This is a genomic window from Lichenifustis flavocetrariae (assembly GCF_026130545.1).
In the GTDB taxonomy this organism is placed as follows: domain Bacteria; phylum Pseudomonadota; class Alphaproteobacteria; order Rhizobiales; family Beijerinckiaceae; genus Lichenihabitans; species Lichenihabitans flavocetrariae.
Genome location: NZ_JAMOIM010000013.1, coordinates 100,808 through 120,754, shown reverse-complemented (window position 1 = coordinate 120,754; position 19,947 = coordinate 100,808). Strand labels below are relative to the sequence as shown.

Annotated in this window: 18 protein-coding genes; 9 read left to right on the top strand and 9 right to left on the bottom strand. The window is 64.5% G+C overall.

Going from position 1 to position 19,947, the window contains the following annotated elements:
- The 3 genes from M8523_RS19160 to pdxH form a co-directional block, all read right to left on the bottom strand.
- A complete protein-coding gene (locus tag M8523_RS19160; RefSeq protein ID WP_282586501.1) occupies window positions 1-441 on the bottom strand; it encodes an NUDIX hydrolase in 441 nt (146 codons plus the stop codon).
- The gene (locus M8523_RS19155) at window positions 438-1,178 is read right to left on the bottom strand and encodes an SDR family NAD(P)-dependent oxidoreductase (RefSeq protein WP_282586500.1); all 741 of its coding nucleotides are present in this window, start codon (window positions 1,176-1,178) and stop codon (window positions 438-440) included. The genes M8523_RS19160 and M8523_RS19155 overlap by 4 nt, the downstream gene beginning before the upstream one ends.
- Before the next feature lie 110 nt (window positions 1,179-1,288).
- Window positions 1,289-1,900 carry a pyridoxamine 5'-phosphate oxidase gene (pdxH, locus tag M8523_RS19150; protein WP_282586499.1) on the bottom strand — a complete coding sequence of 204 codons (612 nt, stop codon included), beginning with the start codon at window positions 1,898-1,900 and terminating at the stop codon, window positions 1,289-1,291.
- A gap of 105 nt (window positions 1,901-2,005) precedes the next feature.
- Between pdxH and M8523_RS19145 the strand changes: the two genes are divergently transcribed.
- Together M8523_RS19145 and M8523_RS19140 are read left to right on the top strand one after the other, a co-directional pair.
- Entirely contained in the window at window positions 2,006-2,512 is a 507-nt protein-coding gene (locus M8523_RS19145; RefSeq protein ID WP_282586498.1) for an RT0821/Lpp0805 family surface protein, read from the top strand.
- Window positions 2,513-2,556: 44 nt separating this feature from the next.
- On the top strand, window positions 2,557-3,513 hold the full coding sequence (locus M8523_RS19140) for a DnaJ C-terminal domain-containing protein (protein ID WP_282586497.1): 957 nt from the start codon (window positions 2,557-2,559) through the stop codon (window positions 3,511-3,513).
- Window positions 3,514-3,556: 43 nt separating this feature from the next.
- Here the strand turns inward: M8523_RS19140 and M8523_RS19135 are convergent, their stop codons facing one another.
- Together M8523_RS19135 and M8523_RS19130 are read right to left on the bottom strand one after the other, a co-directional pair.
- Window positions 3,557-4,441, bottom strand: a complete 885-nt coding sequence (locus tag M8523_RS19135; protein ID WP_282586496.1) for an anti-sigma factor family protein — start codon at window positions 4,439-4,441, stop codon at window positions 3,557-3,559.
- A 10-nt stretch (window positions 4,442-4,451) separates the two neighbouring features.
- Window positions 4,452-5,018: an RNA polymerase sigma factor gene (locus M8523_RS19130; RefSeq protein ID WP_282586495.1), complete on the bottom strand. Its 567-nt coding sequence runs from the start codon at window positions 5,016-5,018 to the stop codon at window positions 4,452-4,454.
- Window positions 5,019-5,308: 290 nt separating this feature from the next.
- On the opposite strand from M8523_RS19130, the gene fabI reads away from it, so the two are divergent.
- The 7 genes from fabI (at window position 5,309) to M8523_RS19095 (ending at window position 13,876) form a co-directional block, all read left to right on the top strand.
- Window positions 5,309-6,157 (top strand): enoyl-ACP reductase FabI, encoded by an 849-nt coding sequence (fabI, locus tag M8523_RS19125; RefSeq protein ID WP_282586553.1) that lies wholly within the window; start codon window positions 5,309-5,311, stop codon window positions 6,155-6,157.
- A gap of 19 nt (window positions 6,158-6,176) precedes the next feature.
- Window positions 6,177-6,776 (top strand): histidine phosphatase family protein, encoded by a 600-nt coding sequence (locus M8523_RS19120; RefSeq protein WP_282586494.1) that lies wholly within the window; start codon window positions 6,177-6,179, stop codon window positions 6,774-6,776.
- A gap of 183 nt (window positions 6,777-6,959) precedes the next feature.
- Window positions 6,960-7,523: a hypothetical protein gene (locus M8523_RS19115; RefSeq protein WP_282586493.1), complete on the top strand. Its 564-nt coding sequence runs from the start codon at window positions 6,960-6,962 to the stop codon at window positions 7,521-7,523.
- Window positions 7,524-7,734: 211 nt separating this feature from the next.
- Window positions 7,735-11,835: a Pls/PosA family non-ribosomal peptide synthetase gene (locus M8523_RS19110; protein ID WP_428350858.1), complete on the top strand. Its 4,101-nt coding sequence runs from the start codon at window positions 7,735-7,737 to the stop codon at window positions 11,833-11,835.
- Window positions 11,836-12,052: 217 nt separating this feature from the next.
- Complete coding sequence (locus M8523_RS19105; RefSeq protein WP_345894267.1) at window positions 12,053-12,613, top strand: helix-turn-helix domain-containing protein; 561 nt, start codon at window positions 12,053-12,055, stop codon at window positions 12,611-12,613.
- Between the two features lie 11 nt (window positions 12,614-12,624).
- Window positions 12,625-13,149: a GNAT family N-acetyltransferase gene (locus M8523_RS19100; RefSeq protein WP_282586492.1), complete on the top strand. Its 525-nt coding sequence runs from the start codon at window positions 12,625-12,627 to the stop codon at window positions 13,147-13,149.
- A 130-nt stretch (window positions 13,150-13,279) separates the two neighbouring features.
- Complete coding sequence (locus tag M8523_RS19095; protein ID WP_282586491.1) at window positions 13,280-13,876, top strand: PadR family transcriptional regulator; 597 nt, start codon at window positions 13,280-13,282, stop codon at window positions 13,874-13,876.
- 128 nt (window positions 13,877-14,004) lie between these two features.
- Here the strand turns inward: M8523_RS19095 and M8523_RS19090 are convergent, their stop codons facing one another.
- The 4 genes from M8523_RS19090 to M8523_RS19075 form a co-directional block, all read right to left on the bottom strand.
- The gene (locus M8523_RS19090) at window positions 14,005-15,570 is read right to left on the bottom strand and encodes a hypothetical protein (protein ID WP_282586490.1); all 1,566 of its coding nucleotides are present in this window, start codon (window positions 15,568-15,570) and stop codon (window positions 14,005-14,007) included.
- A 61-nt stretch (window positions 15,571-15,631) separates the two neighbouring features.
- A complete protein-coding gene (locus tag M8523_RS19085) occupies window positions 15,632-16,927 on the bottom strand; it encodes an adenylosuccinate synthase (protein ID WP_282586489.1) in 1,296 nt (431 codons plus the stop codon).
- Between the two features lie 51 nt (window positions 16,928-16,978).
- On the bottom strand, window positions 16,979-18,559 hold the full coding sequence (serA, locus tag M8523_RS19080) for a phosphoglycerate dehydrogenase (RefSeq protein ID WP_282586488.1): 1,581 nt from the start codon (window positions 18,557-18,559) through the stop codon (window positions 16,979-16,981).
- Between the two features lie 162 nt (window positions 18,560-18,721).
- Window positions 18,722-19,897: a phosphoserine transaminase gene (locus tag M8523_RS19075; RefSeq protein WP_282586487.1), complete on the bottom strand. Its 1,176-nt coding sequence runs from the start codon at window positions 19,895-19,897 to the stop codon at window positions 18,722-18,724.
- Between the last annotated feature and the right edge of the window lie 50 nt (window positions 19,898-19,947).

Sequence of the window (19,947 nt, the reverse complement as noted above, 5' to 3'; positions counted from 1 at the left end):
TCAGGTGAAGAACCGACCTGCACCGTGCAAGACGCGGAGAAGACCGGGTGTCGTGGGAAGATCGTCGATGGCCCGTGGGTCGGCCCAAAGAATTCGGCGTGCCTCCGGCCCAACCGTACCGTCTCCGTCGATCCATTCTCCCACGAAGGACGCGACCACGAAGTGCCGCGCGATCCGGTCCCGGTCGTCGCGTTCGATCACTTCCACATGGTCGTTGAAGCCGAGGATGCGGGCCCGCACACCCGTTTCCTCGACGAGTTCGCGCAAGGCGGCCGCCTCAAGGCTCTCGCCCGCCTCGACGAGGCCGCCGGGCAGCGAGAAGCAGTTGGCGGCCGGCGGATTGACCCGCTCAGCGAGGAGCACCCGACCGTCGCGGAAGACCGCGACGCTTGCGGCCAGGATCGGCCGCGTCGGATAGAGCCGCGGATCGGCTTCGCTCATACGTGCTGGCCGCCATTGATATGGATCTCGGCTCCATGCACGTAGCTCGATTGCTCGGTGCAGAGGAAGTAGATGGCTTTCGCCACTTCCTCAGGCGTGCCCAGCCGGCGCATCGGCAATTGTTCGACGATCTTGTCGGTGCCGGGGGACAGGATCGCAGTGTCGATCTCGCCGGGGGAAATCGCGTTGACCCGGATTCCACGCGGCCCGAAATCGCTCGCCATTTCGCGGGTCAAGGCTGCAAGGGCCGCCTTCGATGTGGCGTAGGCCGCGCCCGCGAAAGGATGCACGCGCGAGCCCGCGATCGATGTCACATTGACGACGGAGCCTCGCGCTTCCTCGAGTTCAGCCAGGAGGCCGCGTCCCAGCATGACGGGCGCGAAGAAATTGACCTGGAACACCCGTTGCCAGTCCCTCAATTCAGTCTCGATCGCGCCGAGCCGCGAGCCGCCCGGGCCTTTCGGCGAAATCGCCGCATTGTTCACGAGCGCGTCGAGGCGGCGATCGGGCAGCCGCTCGCGCACCTCGGCAATGGCCTGCGCGGTGCTGGCCGGATCGGCGAGATCGATCTGGAGGTGATCCTCCGGACCCATCTCCCAGGGGCAGTTCTCAGGAAACGGATGGCGCGAGCAGGTGATCACGCGCCATCCAGCGGATGAGAAGCGCTTGACGGTCGCATGGCCGATCCCGCGCGATGCGCCGGTCAGCAGCATAGTGCGGCGTGGGTTGTTGGACATGGGCTGTGGCGAACCTTCGCGAGGAGAGGCGGCGGTGAGGAGGACACGGCGTACCGGACCGCCACACTTTGCCCCATCTTAGACAGAGGTGGCCGGAACGCGAAGCGCGTTTAGGGATTCAGGCGTTGTCGCGTCCAGCTTCCGGCCTCCGCGAAGGTGAAGACGACGCGGTCGTGCAGGCGGGAGGGGCGATCCTGCCAGAATTCAAGCGTCCGGGGAGTGATGCGGTAGCCACGCCAGTGGGCGGGACGCGGGATCGGCCCATCGCCAAATTGGGCTTCGAGTTCCGCCACACGGGTTTCGAGCGCGGCACGGCTCTCCAACGGTCGCGATTGCGCGCTGGCGATCGCGCCGGCACGGCTGCGTGGATGGCGGCTCGCGAAATAGGCGTCCGATTCCGCGTCGCTGACCGGCGATACGGCGCCTCGAGCCCGGATCTGGCGGTTCAGCGACTTCCAGTAAAGAACGATCGCGGCCTGCGAATTGTCGGCGAGCTGGGTGCCCTTGGCGCTCTCGCTGTTGGTGTAGAATACGAAGCCGGTCTCATCGAAACCCTTGAGCAGCACCATACGGACATCCGGCAGCCCATCGCGATCCGCGGTGGCGAGCGCCATGGCGTTCGGGTCGCGCGGCTCGGTCGCTTCGGCTTCCTTCATCCAGCTTCGGGCCAGGCCCCATGGATCATCGCTGAAGGTGAAGTCATTGTTGGTTAACGGGTTCACGGTATTTCTCTTATGATGTGAGTTGACCCAGTCTGGCAGAGATTGATGAAGGACAGGGCCGTCAAGGTTGGTGGAATAAAGGCGTCCGACGACGATCGGGGGAACGTGCGTCGATTGGATCGGTTTGTCACCAGGATGATGCTTCTTGGGCTGTGCGGCGGATTGTTGCCGGGCTGTTCCCTCGCGGTGCCAATGGTCGGCGTCACGACCGATGACCTTGCCACCGGGACCATCAAGCGGACTCATCCTTCGCCCTTTTCGGCCGAAATGGATGCCGAAGACTGGCGCCGCGCCAAGTCGGCGCTCGATACGGCGCTCGATCCACAGGGCAATGGCGCGAGCGTCGCCTGGGACAATCCGACATCGGGCGCGAAGGGGTCGTTCCTGCCCCTAGCGCAGCCCTATCCGAAGGATGACGGGATCTGTCGGCCGTTTGCGGCGCATCTCGCGCTCAAGGGAGAGACCGAACATGTGATCCAGGCCTCGGCTTGCCGCGTGAACAGCGGGGAATGGATCGTCGGCCGTATCGCGGCCCTGGCGCAGCGCAACGAAGCGATGCCTAAGAAAAGCGACAATCTTGCCGATCGCGACACAAGCACCCACTTGAGGTAGCGACGAACGGCGCCGCCAAGGGCGCGCCATTGCTGGGTCTTTGAATGCGCGATCCTTATACCACGCTGGGCGTGTCAAAATCCGCGAGCGCGGAGGACATCAAGAAGGCATTTCGCCGTCTCGCCAAAAAATACCATCCGGACCAGAACAAGGACGCCAAGGCGCAGGACCGCTTCGCCGAGATCAATCAGGCCTACGAGATCGTCGGCGACGACACGAAGCGCGGCCAGTTCGATCGCGGGGAAATCGACGGAGACGGCAAGCCGCGGGCACAGGGCTTCGAAGGCTTTACGGGCGCGCGTCGGGGTGCCGCTGGCGGGTTCGAATTCGAGGCTGGCGCCAATCCGTTCGGGCGCGGCGGCTTCCGGGGCCAGCAGGGAACGATCGACCCCAGCGATTTCTTCTCGGACCTGTTCGGCGGCGGCGCGCGCGGCCAGCGCGGGGCCGCCCAGGGCGCGCCCAGCAAGGGCGAGGATGTGAAAGCCGATGTCACGGTGTCGCTGCTCGATGCCGTGCATGGAGCCGAGGCCCGTGTGACGCTGCCGACCGGACGCACGCTCGACATCAAGATCCCGGCTGGGATCGAGGAGGGCAAGCAGATCCGTCTCAAAGGGCAAGGGCAGCCCTCCGTCGCGGGCGGTCCACCGGGCGACGCGCTCATCGTGGTGCATATCGCGAAGCACAAGCTCTTTGCCGTCGATGGAAGAGACTTGCGGGTCGATCTTCCGGTCGCGCTCTATGAGGCGGTTCTCGGCGCGAAGGTGAATGTCCCCACCCTCGACGGGACAATCGAACTCAGCCTTCCAGCAGGCGGCAGAAGCGGGCGTACCTTACGGCTTCGCGGCAAAGGATTGCCCGCCGGCAATGGTCAGGCGGCCGGAGATCTGCTGATCACCCCCAGGATCGTTCTTCCGGAGGGATCGGATGAGGCTCTCGATGCCGTGATGCGGACGTGGCGCGACGAGAAGCCGTACAACCCACGTGGTGGCATGGAAACCTGAGGCGGGGCGCCTCTTTGGTCGTCGGAGATCGAAGCCCCGGTCTTCAGCTTTCCGGGCTGTCGTAGACGGCTCGATAGAGATCGCGGGCGTTATCGGCGAGCCAGCTTCCTTCTTTGGACGACGCGATGCCGAAGCCGAGCGGACCATCCATCCAAACCAGCGTGGGACCTGGCGTCACCTCGTAGGAGGTATCGAAGGGCGCCGGATTGTTGATGCGTCCGATCCGCAGGCTGAGCCGATCCCCAACGGCATTTTCATAGACCATCAGTGCGGCGCGCCCCGCATCGTCCGGGACGACGCGGCCGCCACGCAATGTCCATCCGGCACGCTTCAGGTCGGGGACCCTCACCGAAAACCCGACGTGCCGCTTGAGCCAAGTTGCCAAAGATCCTGCCGGCGCATCGAGGATTTCCACCGGGTGGTCCGGGTCAGTCCCGTAGGTTGTCTGCGCCTCAGCGGTGCGAGTCGATAATCGATGGAGCTGCTCGACACGGGGCGAGACCGGCAGGAAGCGCTCGACCGCATGCGCCCATTGTGGCGCCGCGTAGGGGACCGCGAGACCCGTCCCAAACGCCAGGACCACACAGGCGCACGCCGTCCAACCTTTGCTCCAGTCCTGACGATGCGGCGACGATATGCGCTGGCGAAGCGCGCTTGATTTGCTGTCGGACGCGTGGTCCGGGCGTGTGGAGGCTCGCTCACGGCCGGAGGCCACCTGACCGATCGTCAGCCAAAGGGGCACGGGCTCACTGGCGGCACTGCCGAACACCGTCCGGATCGCTTCATTCTGGCGACGCCAACTCTCGACACGCGCGGCTTCGTCGGGAGCGGTCTTGAGGTAACTGGCGATCATGGCCCGCCGTTCGGGATTGACCTGATCGTCGACGAAAGCGTGAAGATCGACGTCGCTGAACGGACGCATCACCATGGTGCAACCTTCACTTGACGACGCGAAGGTAGGGTGCTGGCGTTCGCGCTGCCTTGCCCTGCGTCGCAGACAGCGGCTTGTCGCTGGACCAGCCGGCCTGCGCCTTCGCCAGGTAGTCGCGGGCCCGCGCCACTCGGGTGCCGACCGTGGTGACCGACAACCCGAGACATTCAGCCACCTGCGCATAGCTCATGTTTTCGAGCACGACGAGCAGCAGGGCCTCGCGATATTCCAAAGGGATGCTGCTGAGCAGCGCAGGATCGCGGCGCGCGGACTTCCACGAGGAGGAACTGCCGACCGTTGGGGACTCGCCTCCGCCAAAGCCGAGTTTCTGTTCGGCGCCGATGTCGCGGACCTGTTCACGGTGCAGCCCCGTCAGGATGGACACGAGCCACACCAGGAGACGTGCGCCGCGCCGCGCCTGGTCGCCGCCAAGCGCACGGGTGAGCGTCGTCTGCACAAGTTCGTCAGCGGCCTCGCTGCTATGATTGCGCACGAGCGCCCGAGCGTAGCGGCGCAGGTTCGGTGTGAACCGAGCGAGTTCGTCGCGGTAGCCGATGTCGCGAATGGTTTCCATGACGCCGACCCCTCCCCCGTGTCGGTAACGGTTTCTTAAGCATCATAGGTCAGCGAAAGGCGTTCGCCTACGGTGACAAGGTGCTCGCGGCGGGATTTTTTGTGCCGTGAGGCTCGGGCCGCGACGACGCTGGATACGGATGCTCGGGACTCTTCCTTGGCCGTCGGGCTTGAGTTAAGACACCCGGTCAGAGGGGCTGTCGCGAGCCGCGAGCGCGCCGATGGCTCGATAGAAAACCGGGTGGGACCGCTGCGTCGTCGTGGCTGGTCATGGAAAAGGTCAAACGGGCAATGGGCCAGGTGGACAACGCGACGGATCCCGCACTGATCGGCGGCTTGCTCAAGGGTAAGCGCGGTCTCGTCATGGGCGTCGCGAACAATCGTTCGATCGCCTGGGGAATCGCCAAGGCCGCCCGTCTGGCGGGTGCCGAACTCGCTTTCACCTATCAGGGAGACGCGCTGGAAAAGCGCGTCCGGCCGCTCGCCAAGGAACTTGACGCGGCCGTGGTCGGGCATTGCGATGTCACCGATGCGACATCCCTCGACGCGGTCTTTGCGGAAGTTAAGCGCCTTTGGGGCAAGATCGACTTCGTGGTCCATTGCATTGCGTTTTCGGACAAGGATGAGCTGACGGGGCGTTACGTCGACACGTCCGAGGCCAATTTCACGAAGTCGCTGCTGATCTCCTGCTACTCCTTCACGGCCGTGGCGCAGCGTGCCGAGCTGCTGATGCCGGATGGCGGCGCCATGCTGACCCTGACCTATTACGGCGCCGAGAAGTGGATGCCGCACTACAATGTGATGGGGGTCGCCAAGGCGGCTCTTGAGGCGAGCGTCCGTTACATGGCGGCTGACCTTGGCTCCAAGGCGATCCGGGTCAATGCGATTTCGGCGGGACCGATCAAGACACTCGCGGCTTCCGGCATTGGCGATTTCCGCTACATTCTGCGTTGGAACGAGCTGAATGCACCTTTGCGCCGGACCGTCACGATTGAAGAGGTGGGCGAAAGCGCGGTCTTCATGCTGTCGCCGGCTGCGCGCGGAATCACAGGTGAGATCCTGCACGTGGATGCGGGCTATCACGTGGTCGGCATGAAGAACCCGGAAGCGCCTGACATCTCCATCGTGAGTCAGGACTGAGCCAGGTCCCTGGAAACGCGTGGAGCCCCCTGTCGATTTTTTCCTGATCCGCCACGGCGAAACTGATTGGAACAGGCAGGGCCGGTTGCAGGGGCAGCGGGATGTTCCCCTGAACCCCATCGGCTTGGAACAGGCGTCGGCGGCGGGTCGCAAGCTGAAGAAGCTCCTGCACAAGGAGGGGATTGACCCTGCCGGCCTTCGGTTTGTCGCGTCGCCGCTCCGGCGCACCTGCGATACGATGGAGCGACTGCGGTCGGCCCTCGGCCTGCCGCCTGCCGCCTATGAGACCGATGATCGTCTTAAGGAGATCGGATTCGGGGCGTGGGAGGGACTAACGTGGAGCGAGGCAAAGGCGGTCGCGCCTGCGCTCGTGAAGGAACGCAAGCGGGCCAAATGGATTTTCGTGCCGCCCGGCGGCGAGAGCTACGCCGACCTCGCCGATCGGCTGATGCCCTGGCTCGGGGAACGTCGGCCCGGTGACGTGGTTGTTGCCCATGGCGGTGTCGCACGGGCCCTGATGCATATTTTGGCAGGGGTTCCCATCACCGAGGCGCCGGACATCGAGATTTTCCAAGGACGTGTTCTTCGTTTCGCCCGAGGGCGATTCCAGTGGTTCTGAAATACTGGCGCGTCGTCCATTCATGAAATTTCGGCAAGCAGCACTTCGCGAGACACAGTCGACACACTCACCTGAAACGGTCATCCAAGCCGCGCCTCTCACCGGTGGAACCGGCGATGAGATCGATCATTGGGCTCAGCGTGTTGAGAGGCCGCTAGGCGGCCGAAGAGGTGGGGCAATACAATGAGTGACGACGAACTTCGGGTGCGCGGGCGCAGCATGGAGGAAGCCTTCTTCGTCCACGAGAACGAACGTTTGCGGCTGAATCTGCGTGAGATGGTCCATCAAGATGCCTCCGGAGGTTTGGCCGTGGCGTCCGGCATCCACGACCCTCATGCGCTTAACGGGCTGACGACCCGGCATGTGGATGGTGACACCGCCGCCGCCATGGCTCTGGTCCCGCTTGTCGCGATCGCCTGGGCCGACCGCGAGCTTCATGATCGCGAGCGAGCAGCCCTGCTGCAGGCCGTCGAGAGTGCAGGAATTTCGCAGGGAAGTCCAAGTCACGCGCTCTTGGACTCATGGTTCCGCGAACGGCCCGATCCCGAGCTCTTCGAGCGTTGGAAAAGCTTCATCGCCTCTCTGTGCGCGGACATGGACACATCGGCGGTTGAAGCCCTGCGGGCCGAGATCATCGGCAAGGCTCGCGGCGTCGCCGAAGCGGCCGGAGGCATTCTGGGCTTCGGCAAGGTTTCGGCCCGGGAACAAGAGATCCTCGACGAGCTGGAGCACGCGTTTCCAGTATGAGGTGATCGACGCAAAGGCGCGCGATCTTGCGTTCAGGGCCCATTCAGCGCCGACGCGTCATTCCCCTCTTCGGGCGATGGTGTTCATGGATGGGTGGGTTGACGAATCACGACGACTTCACAGCTTGTTCCTAGGGACTAGCACGGCGAAACGCCGCATTCTCAACACAAGCGCGGGCTTTGGCTTTTGCCGAAGCGGATCGCGGGGGCAAATGGAGCATTTTGATGGGACCTTGCCGGACCAGCCGGGACAAGCGGCTGCGCCGGCGCCGATGGCAGGGACGATTTCGGCGGTCGGCAAAGCTCCTGCGGTTTTGATCGGTCCATCGCGGCCCGACCTCCTGCGCGACGAACTGCTGGCCGAAATCTTCGATGCGACGGTTGCGGCGCATGCCGACAAAGGTGCGATCCGATCCGGTGAGGTGCTGCTGACCTATCGCCAGGTCGATGAGGCGGCCACCGCTGTTGCGCGTGGGTTGATCAAGCGGGGCGTTGGACCCGGGAGCGTCGTCGGGCTGTGGATGCCGCGCGGGTCGGAGCTGCTGATCGGGCAGATCGCCGTGGCGAAAACCGGTGCGGCCTGGTTGCCGTTCGATGCCGACGCGCCGGTCGACCGTATCGCGGTTTGCCTCAGCGATGCCGAAGCCCGCTATATTCTGACGAATGCCGGCTTCGCGGCCAAGGCCGGCGGCCATCTGCCGTGTCCGGCACTCGTCGCAGCTGATCTTGTCGACCCTGCCGACGCGACGCCGGTCAATGCGCGCGCGCTTGGCGCCACCCCAGATCATCCTGCCTACATGATCTACACGTCCGGTTCGACGGGCGTGCCAAAGGGCATCGTGATCACCGGCCGCAACATCTGCCACTACTTGCGCGCCGCGAACACGCTCTACCACATTTCCTCTGAGGATCTCGTCTTTCAGGGCGCATCGGTCGCCTTCGACCTCTCCATGGAGGAGATCTGGATCCCCTATCTGGTGGGCGCGACCCTGTTCGTCGCCTCGGCCGAGATGCTGGGCGAGGTCGACCGTCTGCCGGATCTCATGAATGCCGAAGGCATCACGGTGCTCGACACCGTGCCGACGCTGCTCGCCATGCTGACCCGCGACGTGCCGAGCCTGAGGCTCATCATCCTCGGCGGAGAGGCCTGCCCAGCCTCCCTGGCCCTGCGCTGGTGGCGCCCTGATCGGGCGATCTTCAACACCTACGGACCCACGGAAAGCACCGTTGTGGCGACAGCCGCCGAGGTGCGCCCCGGCGAAGTGGTGACGATCGGCCGGCCGATTGCGAATTATACCTGCTACGTCGCCGACGAGGCGTTGCACCTCTGCCCGCCCGGCGTCGAGGGCGAGCTCCTCATCGGAGGTCCCGGTATCGCGCGTGGCTATCTGAAACGCGATGCGCTGACGGCCGAGAAATTCATCGCCAATCCGTTCGGCGGCGACGGACATGACCCCGTGCTCTACCGCTCGGGCGACGCCGTGGCGCTTGACCCTCAGGGCAATCTCGCATTCCGGGGCCGGATCGACGATCAGGTGAAGATCCGCGGCTTCAGGGTCGAGCTCGGTGAGATCGAGGCGAAGCTGTCGGCGCAGGAGGTCGTCGCACAGGCAACGGTTGTCCTCCGCAGCGATGATGGCATCGACCAACTCGTCGCCTTCGTGGTGCCCAAAGACCCTGCGGGACTGCCGCTCGATCCGAAGCTGCTGCGCGATGCGCTGCGCCAAGACCTGCCGCCCTACATGATCCCGGCCAGGTTCGAGATCGTCGAGAATCTGCCACGGCTGTCGTCCGGCAAGGCCGACCGCAAGGCCCTGAAAGCCATGCCGCTCACCCGGCAGGTCTCGACCGAAGCGCAGGAAGAGCCCCGTACCGCGACAGAGGCGGCCCTACTGGCCGCCGCGCAGAAAGTGCTGCCGCCGCAGCCCGTGCCCTTCGATGCTGATTTCTTCACCGACCTCGGCGGCCATTCGCTGCTGGCCGCGCGCTTCGTCTCCGTTGTGCGCGAGTCGCCGAAGCTGGCGGGTCTGACCCTGCAGGACATGTACCGGTTGCGCACCCTGCGGGCCATCGCGGCGCATCTCGATCACCGCAATACCGTGCCGAGTGTGCCGCAGCGCGACCTTTCCTTCGAGCCACCGCCCCTGCGGCGGCGCTTCCTGTGCGGGCTGGCCCAGGCCATCGCGCTGCCTGTGATCATTTCTCTGATGACGTTCCAATGGATCGGCGTGTTCATCAGCTACATGCTGCTCTCAGGGAGTGACGCCACGCTGCTGGAGGAAGCCGTCTGGCTCATCGCGATCTACGTGGTCATCAATGCCGCCACCGTGGCTCTGGCGATCGGCGCCAAATGGCTGATCATCGGCCGCATGAAGCCCGGCCGCTATCCTCTCTGGGGGGCCTATTTCTTCCGTTGGTGGCTGGTGCAGCGCTTCATCGGGCTCACGCACCCCAAATGGGCGCAAGGCTCGCCGACGATGCGTCTCTTCCTGCGGGCACTCGGTGCCGACATCGGCTCGGACGCCGTGATCGGCGATGTCGATATCGGGGCGCCGGATCTCCTCTCGATCGGGGCCGGTGCCGCCATTGGCGGGAAGGTCAAGTTCAACAACGCCCGCGTTGAAGGCAATGAATTCATCGTCGGTCCCATTGCGGTCGGGGCGGACGCCTATATCGGCACGTCCTGCGTGCTGGAAGAAGGCTGCGTCGTGGGCGAGGGGGCCGAACTCCTCGATCTCGTAGCCATTCAGTCCGGCACCCGGGTGGGCGCGGGCGAGGTGTGGGATGGATCGCCCGGCCACAAGGTGGGCATGGTCGATCGGGACAGCTTGCCGGCCCAGGCCGACGCACCGCGCGCGATCCGCATCCTTCAGGGCTTCCTCTATGTCCTGTGCCTCCTGTTGATCCCGCCACTCGGGCTCCTGCCCATCTTCCCGGCCTTCTATGTCTTCGACCAGCTCGATGCCTGGCTCGCCGTGCCGGATGTCGATCGCACGGCCTATCTGGCGTCACTGCCGCTTCTCGCCTGGCCGACCTCCTTCGTTCTCGTCCTGATCACGGTGGCGCTGATCGCTGCGGTGCGCTGGGTGGTGCTGCCCCGCGTCCGTGAGGGCGTCTATTCGGTCCATTCCTGGTTCTATTTCCGCAAATGGGCCATGTCGCTCGCGACCGAGATCACGCTCGACACGCTGTCGTCGCTCTTCGCCACCATCTACATGCGGGCCTGGTACCGGCTGATGGGGGCGAAGATCGGCAAGGATGCCGAAATCTCGACCAACCTGTCGGGTCGTTACGATCTGGTCGAGATCGGCGAGAAATGTTTCATCGCCGACGAGGTCGTGCTGGGCGACGAGGAGATCCGGCGTGGCTGGATGACGTTGAAGCGCGTCAGGACAGGTCCGCGTGTCTTCATCGGCAACGATGCCGTGGTGCCGATCGGCGCGGACATCCCTGAAGGCGCTCTCATCGGCATCAAGTCGAAGCCGCCCCAGAATGCCGCGATGAGTCCGGGCGACACGTGGTTCGGCACGCCGCCGATCAAGTTGCCGGTGCGCCAGCGCTTCGACGGCGGCGGGACCCTCTGGACGTTCGAGCCGCCGCGCTGGAAGAAATACATGCGTGGCGTCTTCGAGGCCGTCCATATTTCGCTGCCGACCATGCTGTTCATCGTCTTTGGTACATGGTCGGTCGAAGTGATCGGCCCCAAGGTGCTGGACGGCGCCTATGGGTCGGCGCTGTGGCTCTTCGTCGTCATCGCCATGGCGATCTCACTGGCGATGACCGGTGTGGTGATCGCGGTGAAATGGCTGACCATGGGCCGCTATGAGCCGACCACCCAACCCATGTGGTCGTTCTGGGCCATGCGGACCGAGGCTGTCGCCGTGATGTATTGGGGCCTCGCCGGCAAGGTGCTGCTCGACCACCTGCGCGGGACACCGTTCCTACCGTGGGTCCTGCGGCTGTTCGGCGCCAAATTCGGCAAGGGCGTCTACATGGACATGACCGACATAACGGAGTTCGATTGCGTGACCGTTGGCGATTTCGTGTCGATCAACGCCCTCTCGGCTCTCCAGACGCATCTCTACGAGGACCGTGTGATGAAGGTCGGGCGCGTCACGATCGGCAATGGCGTGACGATCGGCGCGGGTTCGACCGTGCTGTACGACACGCATGTCGGCGACAATGCGCGCCTCGGCCCGCTCACGCTCGTCATGAAGGGGGAGTCGATCCCGCCCAATACCGAATGGCTCGGAGCTCCGGCCGAACCGAAGCCGCCTGAAGCTTTGTCCACGGGGTTGCAGGAAGCGGCTTAAACCCGAGCCGGACGATCTGAAGACGCCGGCTCCTGACGTCAACTCTCCGGCACGCGCTGTCTTGCCATGGCGCCGGAAACGGCGCGTCGCAGGTCTCTTGGGGCGCACGCTCGCGCTGAGATCGGGATCGCTTTCGACGCGCGTTGCCTTCCGTGTTCCCATCAGGCGGCCTTAAACGCGCTTGCGTCGCGTTTGATTATGGGATTTATTCCCATAAATGGGAAAAATGCCGCCGGATCGAAACCGAGCCCTTGCCGAGCACCTCAGGATGCTTCGCACGAGCCGTGGATTGACGTTGCAGGACCTTGCCGGCATTAGCGGGGTGAGCCGCGCGACGCTCTCGCGGATCGAGAACGGCGATGTGAGCCCGACAGCCGAAACCCTGGGGCTCCTGGCTTCGGCTTTCGCGCTGCCGCTCTCACAACTGCTTGCGCCGTTGGAAGCGGATTTTCAGCCGCTTGTCCGCCATGCCGACCAAAGCATCTGGTCGGACCAGGAGAACGGCTTCTCCCGACGGTCAGTCTCGCCGCCGAGCGGACGGCTCAAGCTCGAAATGATCGAGTGCACGATAGAACCCCATCAACGTATCGCCTACGATCGTCCGGCTTTCCCGGATCACGAGCATCACCTCCTGCTTTTGTCCGGCGCGCTCTCTCTCACCGTCGATGGCGTCCGCCATGACCTCGGCCCAGGCGATTGCCTTCGGTATCGACTGCGTGGCGCGTCGTGCTTCGAAACGGGTGTCCAGGGCGCCAGGTACATCATCGCTCTGGCCTGAGGACGTCGCACATGGAAGTGCAGATCACCGAATTCGACGGGCCCGCGATCGACCAATGGCTGGAACCCCTGTCCCGCATCCTTGCCGACAGCGTGGCCGCAGGAGCGGCGATCAGCTTCATGGCCCCATTGTCCTATGACGATGCGGCCCTGTTTTGGTCGAAGGAGGTTCGGCCCGAAGTCGTCGCAGAGAGGCGAGTCCTTTTCGGCGCGGAGCACGAGGGCGATGTGCTCGGTACCGTCCAGCTTCTGCGGGCCATGCCGCCCAATCAGCCTCATCGTTGCGAGATCGCGAAAATGATCGTTCATCCGCGAGCCCGAAGGCTTGGGCTCGGTCGAGCGCTGATGAACCGTGCTCTCGATCACGCGGGAGAACTCGGCAAGACGCTCGTCACACTCGACACGCGAACCGGCGATGTGGCCGAACCGCTTTATGCGTCACTTGGTTTCGAGGTCGCGGGTGTCATTCCCGACTACGCGTGGGACCCGGACGGTCAGGCAAAACACGCGACCACCTACATGTTCCGCCGGATGTAACCTTCTCGACCGGGATGAGGCGCGGTGTCCCCCATCTGGCTCCGGCAGCAAGCAGGCTCCGCCAACTCTTGCAAAACGATATATCGATCATAAGATATATCGTAGCCGGGCGTCCGGCATGGAGAGTCTCATGTTTGCGCATTCATTCTTTTCACGCTGCGGGCGTAGCCCCCGTATGGTGGATGGTCCCGAAGAGGGCCTTCGGGAACCCGGAGGACGGCATGGGCGGCGCGGCGGGCCGTTCGGGCGGCATCGCGGCGGTCCTTTTGGCGGCCGTGGTCCACGCATGTTCGATCCTGGTGCCTTGCGCCTCGTGGTTCTCGGACTGATCGGCGAAGAGCCTCGGCACGGCTATGACATCATCAAGGCTCTCGAGGCTCGCTTCCAGGGGGCTTACAGCCCAAGCCCCGGTTCGATCTACCCGATGCTGCAGATGCTCGAAGAGGCCGACCTCGTCATCTCGACCCAGGACGGCAACAAAAGATCCTATGCGATCACCGAGGCGGGCCGCGTCTACCTGGAAGACAACCGCGCCGAACTCGACCGCATCAACGCCCAGCTCGACGAAGCGTCCGCCGACATCCGCCAGTCGGCTCTGGCCCAGGAGGTGATGGCCTTACGTATGACCGTATTCACACGCCTGCGCCGCGGCAATCTTTCCGCCGAGCAAGCCGATGAGGCCCGGAAGATCCTGCGCACGGCGCGTGACTCCCTCGACCGCCTCTGAGTCGATCAGTCAGTCTCAACGAGTGTTGAACATGCGGGCTTTCCAAGCCTGCATGAGTTCGACAGGCCTCGGCAGGACCGATCTTTCTTCGAGCACCAAGGCAGCGATGCCTTGGGCACGCGCCTCGATCAGGGCCGGCTCCAGGCCGTCAAGGCATCGGCCAGGATCCTGTCTCCGGACGCGCCTTTTTCGAAGGTGATCTTGGCGGCCCTGTCATCGTCGAGGATGAGCGGGATATCGAACCAGCCTCGCGTTCGCATCGCCTCGACATTGCGGGCTTCGGCATCCCCGCGCGTCAGGCCGACCAGGAAGTAGTTCCCCGTAATCGTCACCGGCACGCCGATCAGCGGGTCGCCCGTCGGTGCATCCTCGCGGCGCATCTGTGGGACATCTATCTGTTTCACACCCTTCACAGGACTGCCGGGACGGATCGTAAATTTCAAATCCATGGTGTGCGAGGCAGGAAACTGCGCTTCGATATTCTTGCGGATCTCGATCACGAGCCCGATCCCGGCATCCGGGATGTCGACATCGGCCCGGACCGCCGTGCCGAGCGGCTGCCCTTGCCCTTGCGCCACATTTTCGGTGCGCCACACCACCGAGCCCACATAGGTCTTGATCTTTTCGGGCGTATCGGGCGCGGCGATCAGGATCGCTGCCTTGTAGGACACCGGGATGGCCTGGCCTCCGGCTGGTTGTGAAGCGCTCGCGAGGGCGGCCGTCGAGGAAGCCGCAGCGGGAACTTGTGCTTGGCCGGTGCCAGCGGGGCTCGTGCCGGGTTCTGTGGCGTCGCCATCATCGGTGGCGCCGTCCGCCCGTTCGACGATCTTACCTGGCGTCGCCTCCGCCTGCGGCGGTGGGTTCGACACCCGTACAAGCTCCTCTGGATTGTCGCGGAGCTTCCAGGCCGTCAAGGCGATGACCACCACGGCGGCAAGAGCCGCGAAGGCAACGATCCAGACGCGCAGGTTGCGGGGCCGGGGCGTCTCGGTGCGCGGAATGGCCGGCCGGAGCACCTCTTCCCGGGTGCGGTTTTCGCCGACAGAGAGTTCCGGGATGGAGCCGACCGCTCCTGCTCGGTCCTCCTCGCCGACATGGGGGTGGGGCGCGGGCTTGGGTGGATCCGTCAGCACCGGCTCAACGACCGGATCGGCCTCTCTCAGCGTTGCGGCGACCGGCAACGTCGGAGCAGGCGGAGTCTCCGGCGCCGGCGCAGGCGGAATGGGCGGCGAAGAGGTCGCAGCCTCGGCCGAGGACACCGTCGGGGCGCTTGGCCGTGCCGCCACCGCGGGACGGGATGCGGGAAGACTGGCGCGCGGTGTGAAAACCGCGCGTTCGGTCCGGGGCGTGACGCTTGGCGCTGCCGGGCGCGCCGCGATTGGCGCCGCCGGTCGCGCCGGCCGTAGCCCGGCGGGCGCCGGTTCAGGCGCCGCCGTCGCGGCAGTCGTGGGAACAGCCTCATCCGCGATCGGGGGCGCCGACGCGGAGGCGATTTCAGTTTCGATTCGGGCGATTGCCTCGTCGAGGGCCGCAATCTCCTTGTCGATCGCCGCTTCGGGGATCGGAGGCTGCATGCCGCGCAACTGACCGACCAACGCCTGTTTGGCACGGCCGTAGATGGCCTGACGCGCCTCCGGCGCGCCATCGCGAAGACCTGCGACCGCGCGCGAGATCAGAGGGTAATATTCGGCCATGGGCCGTTCAGAGCATCCCGGCCGGCTTCCGTCAATCCTTGCCGGAAGCCTGATGCACGGTTCAGTCCTGGAAGGGGTTTTGAACCAGGATCGTGTCGTCGCGCTGCGGGCTCGTCGACAGCAAGGCGACCGGGGCGCCGATCAGTTCCTCGATGTAGCGCACATATTTGATCGCCTGCGCCGGAAGGTCGGCCCAGGAGCGTGCGCCTCCCGTTTCGCCGTCCCAACCAGCGAATGTCTCGTAGACGGGCTCGATCCGTTCCTGCGCGGCTTGGCTTGCCGGAAGACGATCGATCAGGCGTCCGTCGAGCCTGTAACGGGTGCAGATCTTGATCTCCTTGAACCCGTCGAGGATGTCGAGCTTGGTCAGGGCGATCCCGTTGATTCCGGAAGTCTTCACCGCCTGCCGGACCAGTACGGCGTCAAACCAGCCGCAACGGCGGCGGCGTCCTGTGTTGACGCCATATTCATGGCCCTTGTCGCCGATGAGCTGGCCGATCTCGTCATGCAGTTCGGTCGGGAATGGGCCGCCGCCAACCCGCGTGGTGTAGGCTTTGGCAATGCCGAGGACATAGCCGATGGAGGTCGGCCCGAGACCGGAGCCGGTCGCGGCCGCGCCCGAGACCGTGTTCGACGATGTCACATAGGGATAGGTGCCGTGGTCGACATCGAGCATCGCCCCTTGAGCGCCTTCGAACAGGATGCGCTTGCCGGCACGCCGCGCGGCGTCGAGTAATTCGAAGGCCGCGTCCATGAAAGGCAGAACCTCCGGCGCGACCGCCGTCAGCTCATCGCGAATCGTCTTGACCGCGATCGTGGGGAGGCCGAGTCCCGCGCGCAGTGGGTTATGATGGGAGAGAAGCCGCTCGATCTTGCCGTCGAGCGTATCCGGCTCCGCGAGATCCATCAGCCGGATCGCCCGTCGTCCGACCTTGTCCTCGTAGGCCGGACCGATGCCGCGCTTGGTCGTGCCGATCGTCACACCACCCACGATGGCGCTTTCGCGGTGCGCATCGAGTTCGCGGTGAAGGGAGAGAATCAACGTCACGTTTTCGGCGATCTTCAGGTTGTCGGGGGTGATCTCGACGCCCTGTCCGCGCAGCTTGGCGATCTCGGACACAAGATGATGCGGATCGAGCACGACGCCATTGCCGATGACCGAAAGCTTCCCGGGCCGCACGATGCCTGAAGGAAGCAGCGCCAGCTTGTAGGTCTGGTTGCCGATGACGAGCGTGTGGCCGGCGTTGTGGCCGCCCTGGAAGCGCACCACGACATCCGCTTCCGTCGACAGCCAGTCGACGATCTTGCCCTTCCCTTCGTCACCCCACTGGGCGCCGACGACAACCACATTGGCCATATACGTTTCCTTTATCCCTTCTCCCGCTCGCGCGGGAGAAGGGGAACTCGATCAGAACCGCAGCACCTTACCGGCCTTCACGCCGGGAAGAACCTGAATTTTCTCGAGCGCCGCCATGGGAACTTCGCCATCCACCTCGACCAGAGCGATGGCCGAGCCACCCTGCTGGTCGCGGCCGAGCGCGAAGGTCGCGATGTTGACGCCCGCATTGCCGAGGGTTGTGGCGAAACGGCCGATGAAGCCTGGCTTGTCCTCATTGGTGACGTAGATCATCGAGGGCGCGAATTCGGCATCGACCTTGATGTTCTTGATCGACACGATGCGCGGCTTGCCGTCGGTGAAGACTGTGCCCGAGATCGATCGTTCCTGGCTGTCGGTCACGACCGTCAGCGTAATCAAGGACTCATAATCGCTTTCGGCCGCCCGGGTGATCTCGTCCACCACGATGCCGCGTTCCTTGGCGATGGCGGGCGCCGACACGACGTTGATGCTCGACAGGTTCGGGCGCATCAGGCCGGCCAGGGCCGCCGCCGTCAGAGCTTTGGTCTTGAGATCGGCCGCGCCGCCCTCGTAGATGATCTTGACCTGCTTGACTGGCCCCTCGGTGAGCTGACCCGCGAAGGAGCCGAGCTTTTCGGCGAGCGCGATCATCGGCTTCAGCTTGGGGGCTTCCTCGGCCGTGATCGACGGGAAGTTGATGGCGTTCGAGATGGCGCCCCGGATCAGGTAATCCGACATCTGTTCTGCGACCTGAAGCGCGACATTCTCCTGCGCCTCGTTGGTCGCGGCTCCGAGATGCGGCGTGCAGATCACGCGCGGATGGCCGAACAGGACGTTCTCCTTGGCGGGCTCGACCGCGAAGACGTCGATGGCCGCACCTGCCACGTGTCCCTCGTCGAGCAGCTTGCGCAAGGCGTCTTCGTCGACCAGGCCGCCGCGGGCGCAATTGATGATGCGCACGCCCTTCTTGGTCTTGGCGAGGTTCTCGGCCGAGAGCACGTTCTTGGTTTGCGGCGTCATCGGAACGTGCAGGGTGATGATATCGGCGCGGGCCAGGAGATCGTCGAGTTCGACCTTTTCGACGCCGAGATCCAGGGCGCGTTCGGGCGACAGGAAGGGATCATAGGCAATGACCCGCATCTTGAGCCCGATCGCCCGGTCGGCCACGATCGAGCCGATATTGCCGCAGCCGATGATCCCCAGGACCTTGCCGGTGATCTCGACGCCCATGAAGCGGTTCTTCTCCCATTTGCCGGCCTGGGTCGAGGCGTCGGCGGCCGGGAGTTCGCGGGCCAGCGCGAACATCAACGCGATGGCGTGTTCTGCCGTGGTGATCGAGTTGCCGAAAGGGGTGTTCATGACGATCACGCCCTTGGCGGTCGCGGCCGGAATGTCGACATTGTCGACCCCGATGCCGGCGCGGCCGACCACTTTCAGCCGGGTCGCGGATTCGAGCAGCTTCGCGGTGACTTTGGTGTTCGACCGGATCGCCAGGCCATCATAGTCGCCGATGATCGCGGCGAGCTGGTCCTTGTCGAGGTTGGATTTGACGTCGACCTCGACGCCGCGCTCTTTGAAGATCGCGACGGCGGCGGGGGAGAGGGAATCGGAGATCAGGACGCGGGGAGCCATGGTGAGTCCTATGGGAAAACCCTTCTCCGGCACGAGCCGAGAAGGTGGCCTCGCGAAGCGAGGTCGGATGAGGGAAAACGGGGCGGTCCAAGGCCGAGCTGACCCTCATCCGCCTGCCGGCACCTTCTCCCGCTCGCGCAGGAGAAGGGGGAAATAGATCTGCTAGGCCGCTGCCTTCAGCTCTGACGTGGCCTTGGCATAGGCCCAGTCGAGCCAGAGGGTCAGGGCCTCGACGTCGGACGTTTCGACCGTCGCGCCGCACCAGATGCGCAAGCCGGCCGGAGCATCGCGGTAGGAGGCGATGTCGTAGGCGACCTTTTCCTTCTCTAGGCTCGCCGCCAGTGTCTTGGCGAAAGCCGCCTGTCCCTCGGCCGGCAGCGACGCGATCTTCGGGTCGACGACCTTGAGGCAGACGGAAGTGTTCGAGCGGATCGCCGGATCCGCGGCGAGATTGGCGATCCAAGGCGTCCGGTCGACCCAATCGTTCAGCGCTTTGGCATTGGCATCGGCCCGGCCGATCAGCCCTTCCAGGCCGCCGATCGATGCCGCCCATTGCAAGGCGTCAATGTAGTCCTCGGTGCAGAGAAGCGACGGCGTGTTGATGGTTTCGCCCGAGAAGATACCTTCGATCAGCTTACCTTTGGCGGTAAGCCGGAAGATCTTCGGAAGTGGCCAGGCCGGCGCGTAGGATTCGAGCCGGGTCACGGCGCGCGGCGACAGGATCAGCATGCCGTGGGCGGCTTCGCCGCCCAGCACCTTCTGCCACGAGAAGGTCACGACATCGAGTTTCTGGAAATCCAGCCCTTGGGCGAAGGCGGCCGAGGTCGCGTCGCAGATCGTGAGCCCCTTGCGGTCGGCCGGAATGAGATCGGCGTTCGGCAGGCGCACACCGGAGGTCGTGCCGTTCCAGGTGAAGACGACATCATGATCGAAGTCGATGGTGGTGAAATCGACGATCTCGCCGTAGCCGGCCTTGAGGACGCGGGCGTCGGCCAGTTTGAGCTGCTTCACCGCGTCGGTGACCCAGCCCTCGCCGAAACTTTCCCAGGCCACCACATCGACCGGCCGCTCGCCGAGGAGCGACCACATCGCCATTTCAACCGCGCCGGTGTCGGAGGCCGGCACAATGCCGATCCGGTAGTCGGCAGGAACCTGGAGAATTTCACGGGTAAGGTCGATCGCCTGCTGCAACTTGGCCTTGCCGGCCTTCGCACGGTGGGATCGACCGAGAACGGCGCCCTTCAGGGCATCGAGGCTCCAGCCGGGGCGCTTGGCGCAAGGGCCGCTGGAAAAGCACGCATTCACCGGGCGCGCGCCGGGTACCGATATCGTCATCACTGGCCATCCTTACAGATGAGCGCCTCTCGTTGGGGAGAGGTGTCCCACCG

Coding starts and splice junctions, on each gene's coding strand:
- M8523_RS19085 (WP_282586489.1), bottom strand. CDS start 16,927: ATGGCCAATGTGGTTGTCGTCGGCGCCCAGTGGGGTGACGAAGGGAAG.
- M8523_RS19100 (WP_282586492.1), top strand. CDS start 12,625: ATGGAAGTGCAGATCACCGAATTCGACGGGCCCGCGATCGACCAATGG.
- serA (WP_282586488.1), bottom strand. CDS start 18,559: ATGGCTCCCCGCGTCCTGATCTCCGATTCCCTCTCCCCCGCCGCCGTC.
- M8523_RS19105 (WP_345894267.1), top strand. CDS start 12,053: ATGGGAAAAATGCCGCCGGATCGAAACCGAGCCCTTGCCGAGCACCTC.
- M8523_RS19090 (WP_282586490.1), bottom strand. CDS start 15,570: ATGGCCGAATATTACCCTCTGATCTCGCGCGCGGTCGCAGGTCTTCGC.
- M8523_RS19095 (WP_282586491.1), top strand. CDS start 13,280: ATGTTTGCGCATTCATTCTTTTCACGCTGCGGGCGTAGCCCCCGTATG.
- M8523_RS19130 (WP_282586495.1), bottom strand. CDS start 5,018: ATGGAAACCATTCGCGACATCGGCTACCGCGACGAACTCGCTCGGTTC.
- M8523_RS19115 (WP_282586493.1), top strand. CDS start 6,960: ATGAGTGACGACGAACTTCGGGTGCGCGGGCGCAGCATGGAGGAAGCC.
- M8523_RS19160 (WP_282586501.1), bottom strand. CDS start 441: ATGAGCGAAGCCGATCCGCGGCTCTATCCGACGCGGCCGATCCTGGCC.
- M8523_RS19135 (WP_282586496.1), bottom strand. CDS start 4,441: ATGGTGATGCGTCCGTTCAGCGACGTCGATCTTCACGCTTTCGTCGAC.
- M8523_RS19140 (WP_282586497.1), top strand. CDS start 2,557: ATGCGCGATCCTTATACCACGCTGGGCGTGTCAAAATCCGCGAGCGCG.
- fabI (WP_282586553.1), top strand. CDS start 5,309: ATGGGCCAGGTGGACAACGCGACGGATCCCGCACTGATCGGCGGCTTG.
- M8523_RS19110 (WP_428350858.1), top strand. CDS start 7,735: ATGGAGCATTTTGATGGGACCTTGCCGGACCAGCCGGGACAAGCGGCT.
- M8523_RS19155 (WP_282586500.1), bottom strand. CDS start 1,178: ATGTCCAACAACCCACGCCGCACTATGCTGCTGACCGGCGCATCGCGC.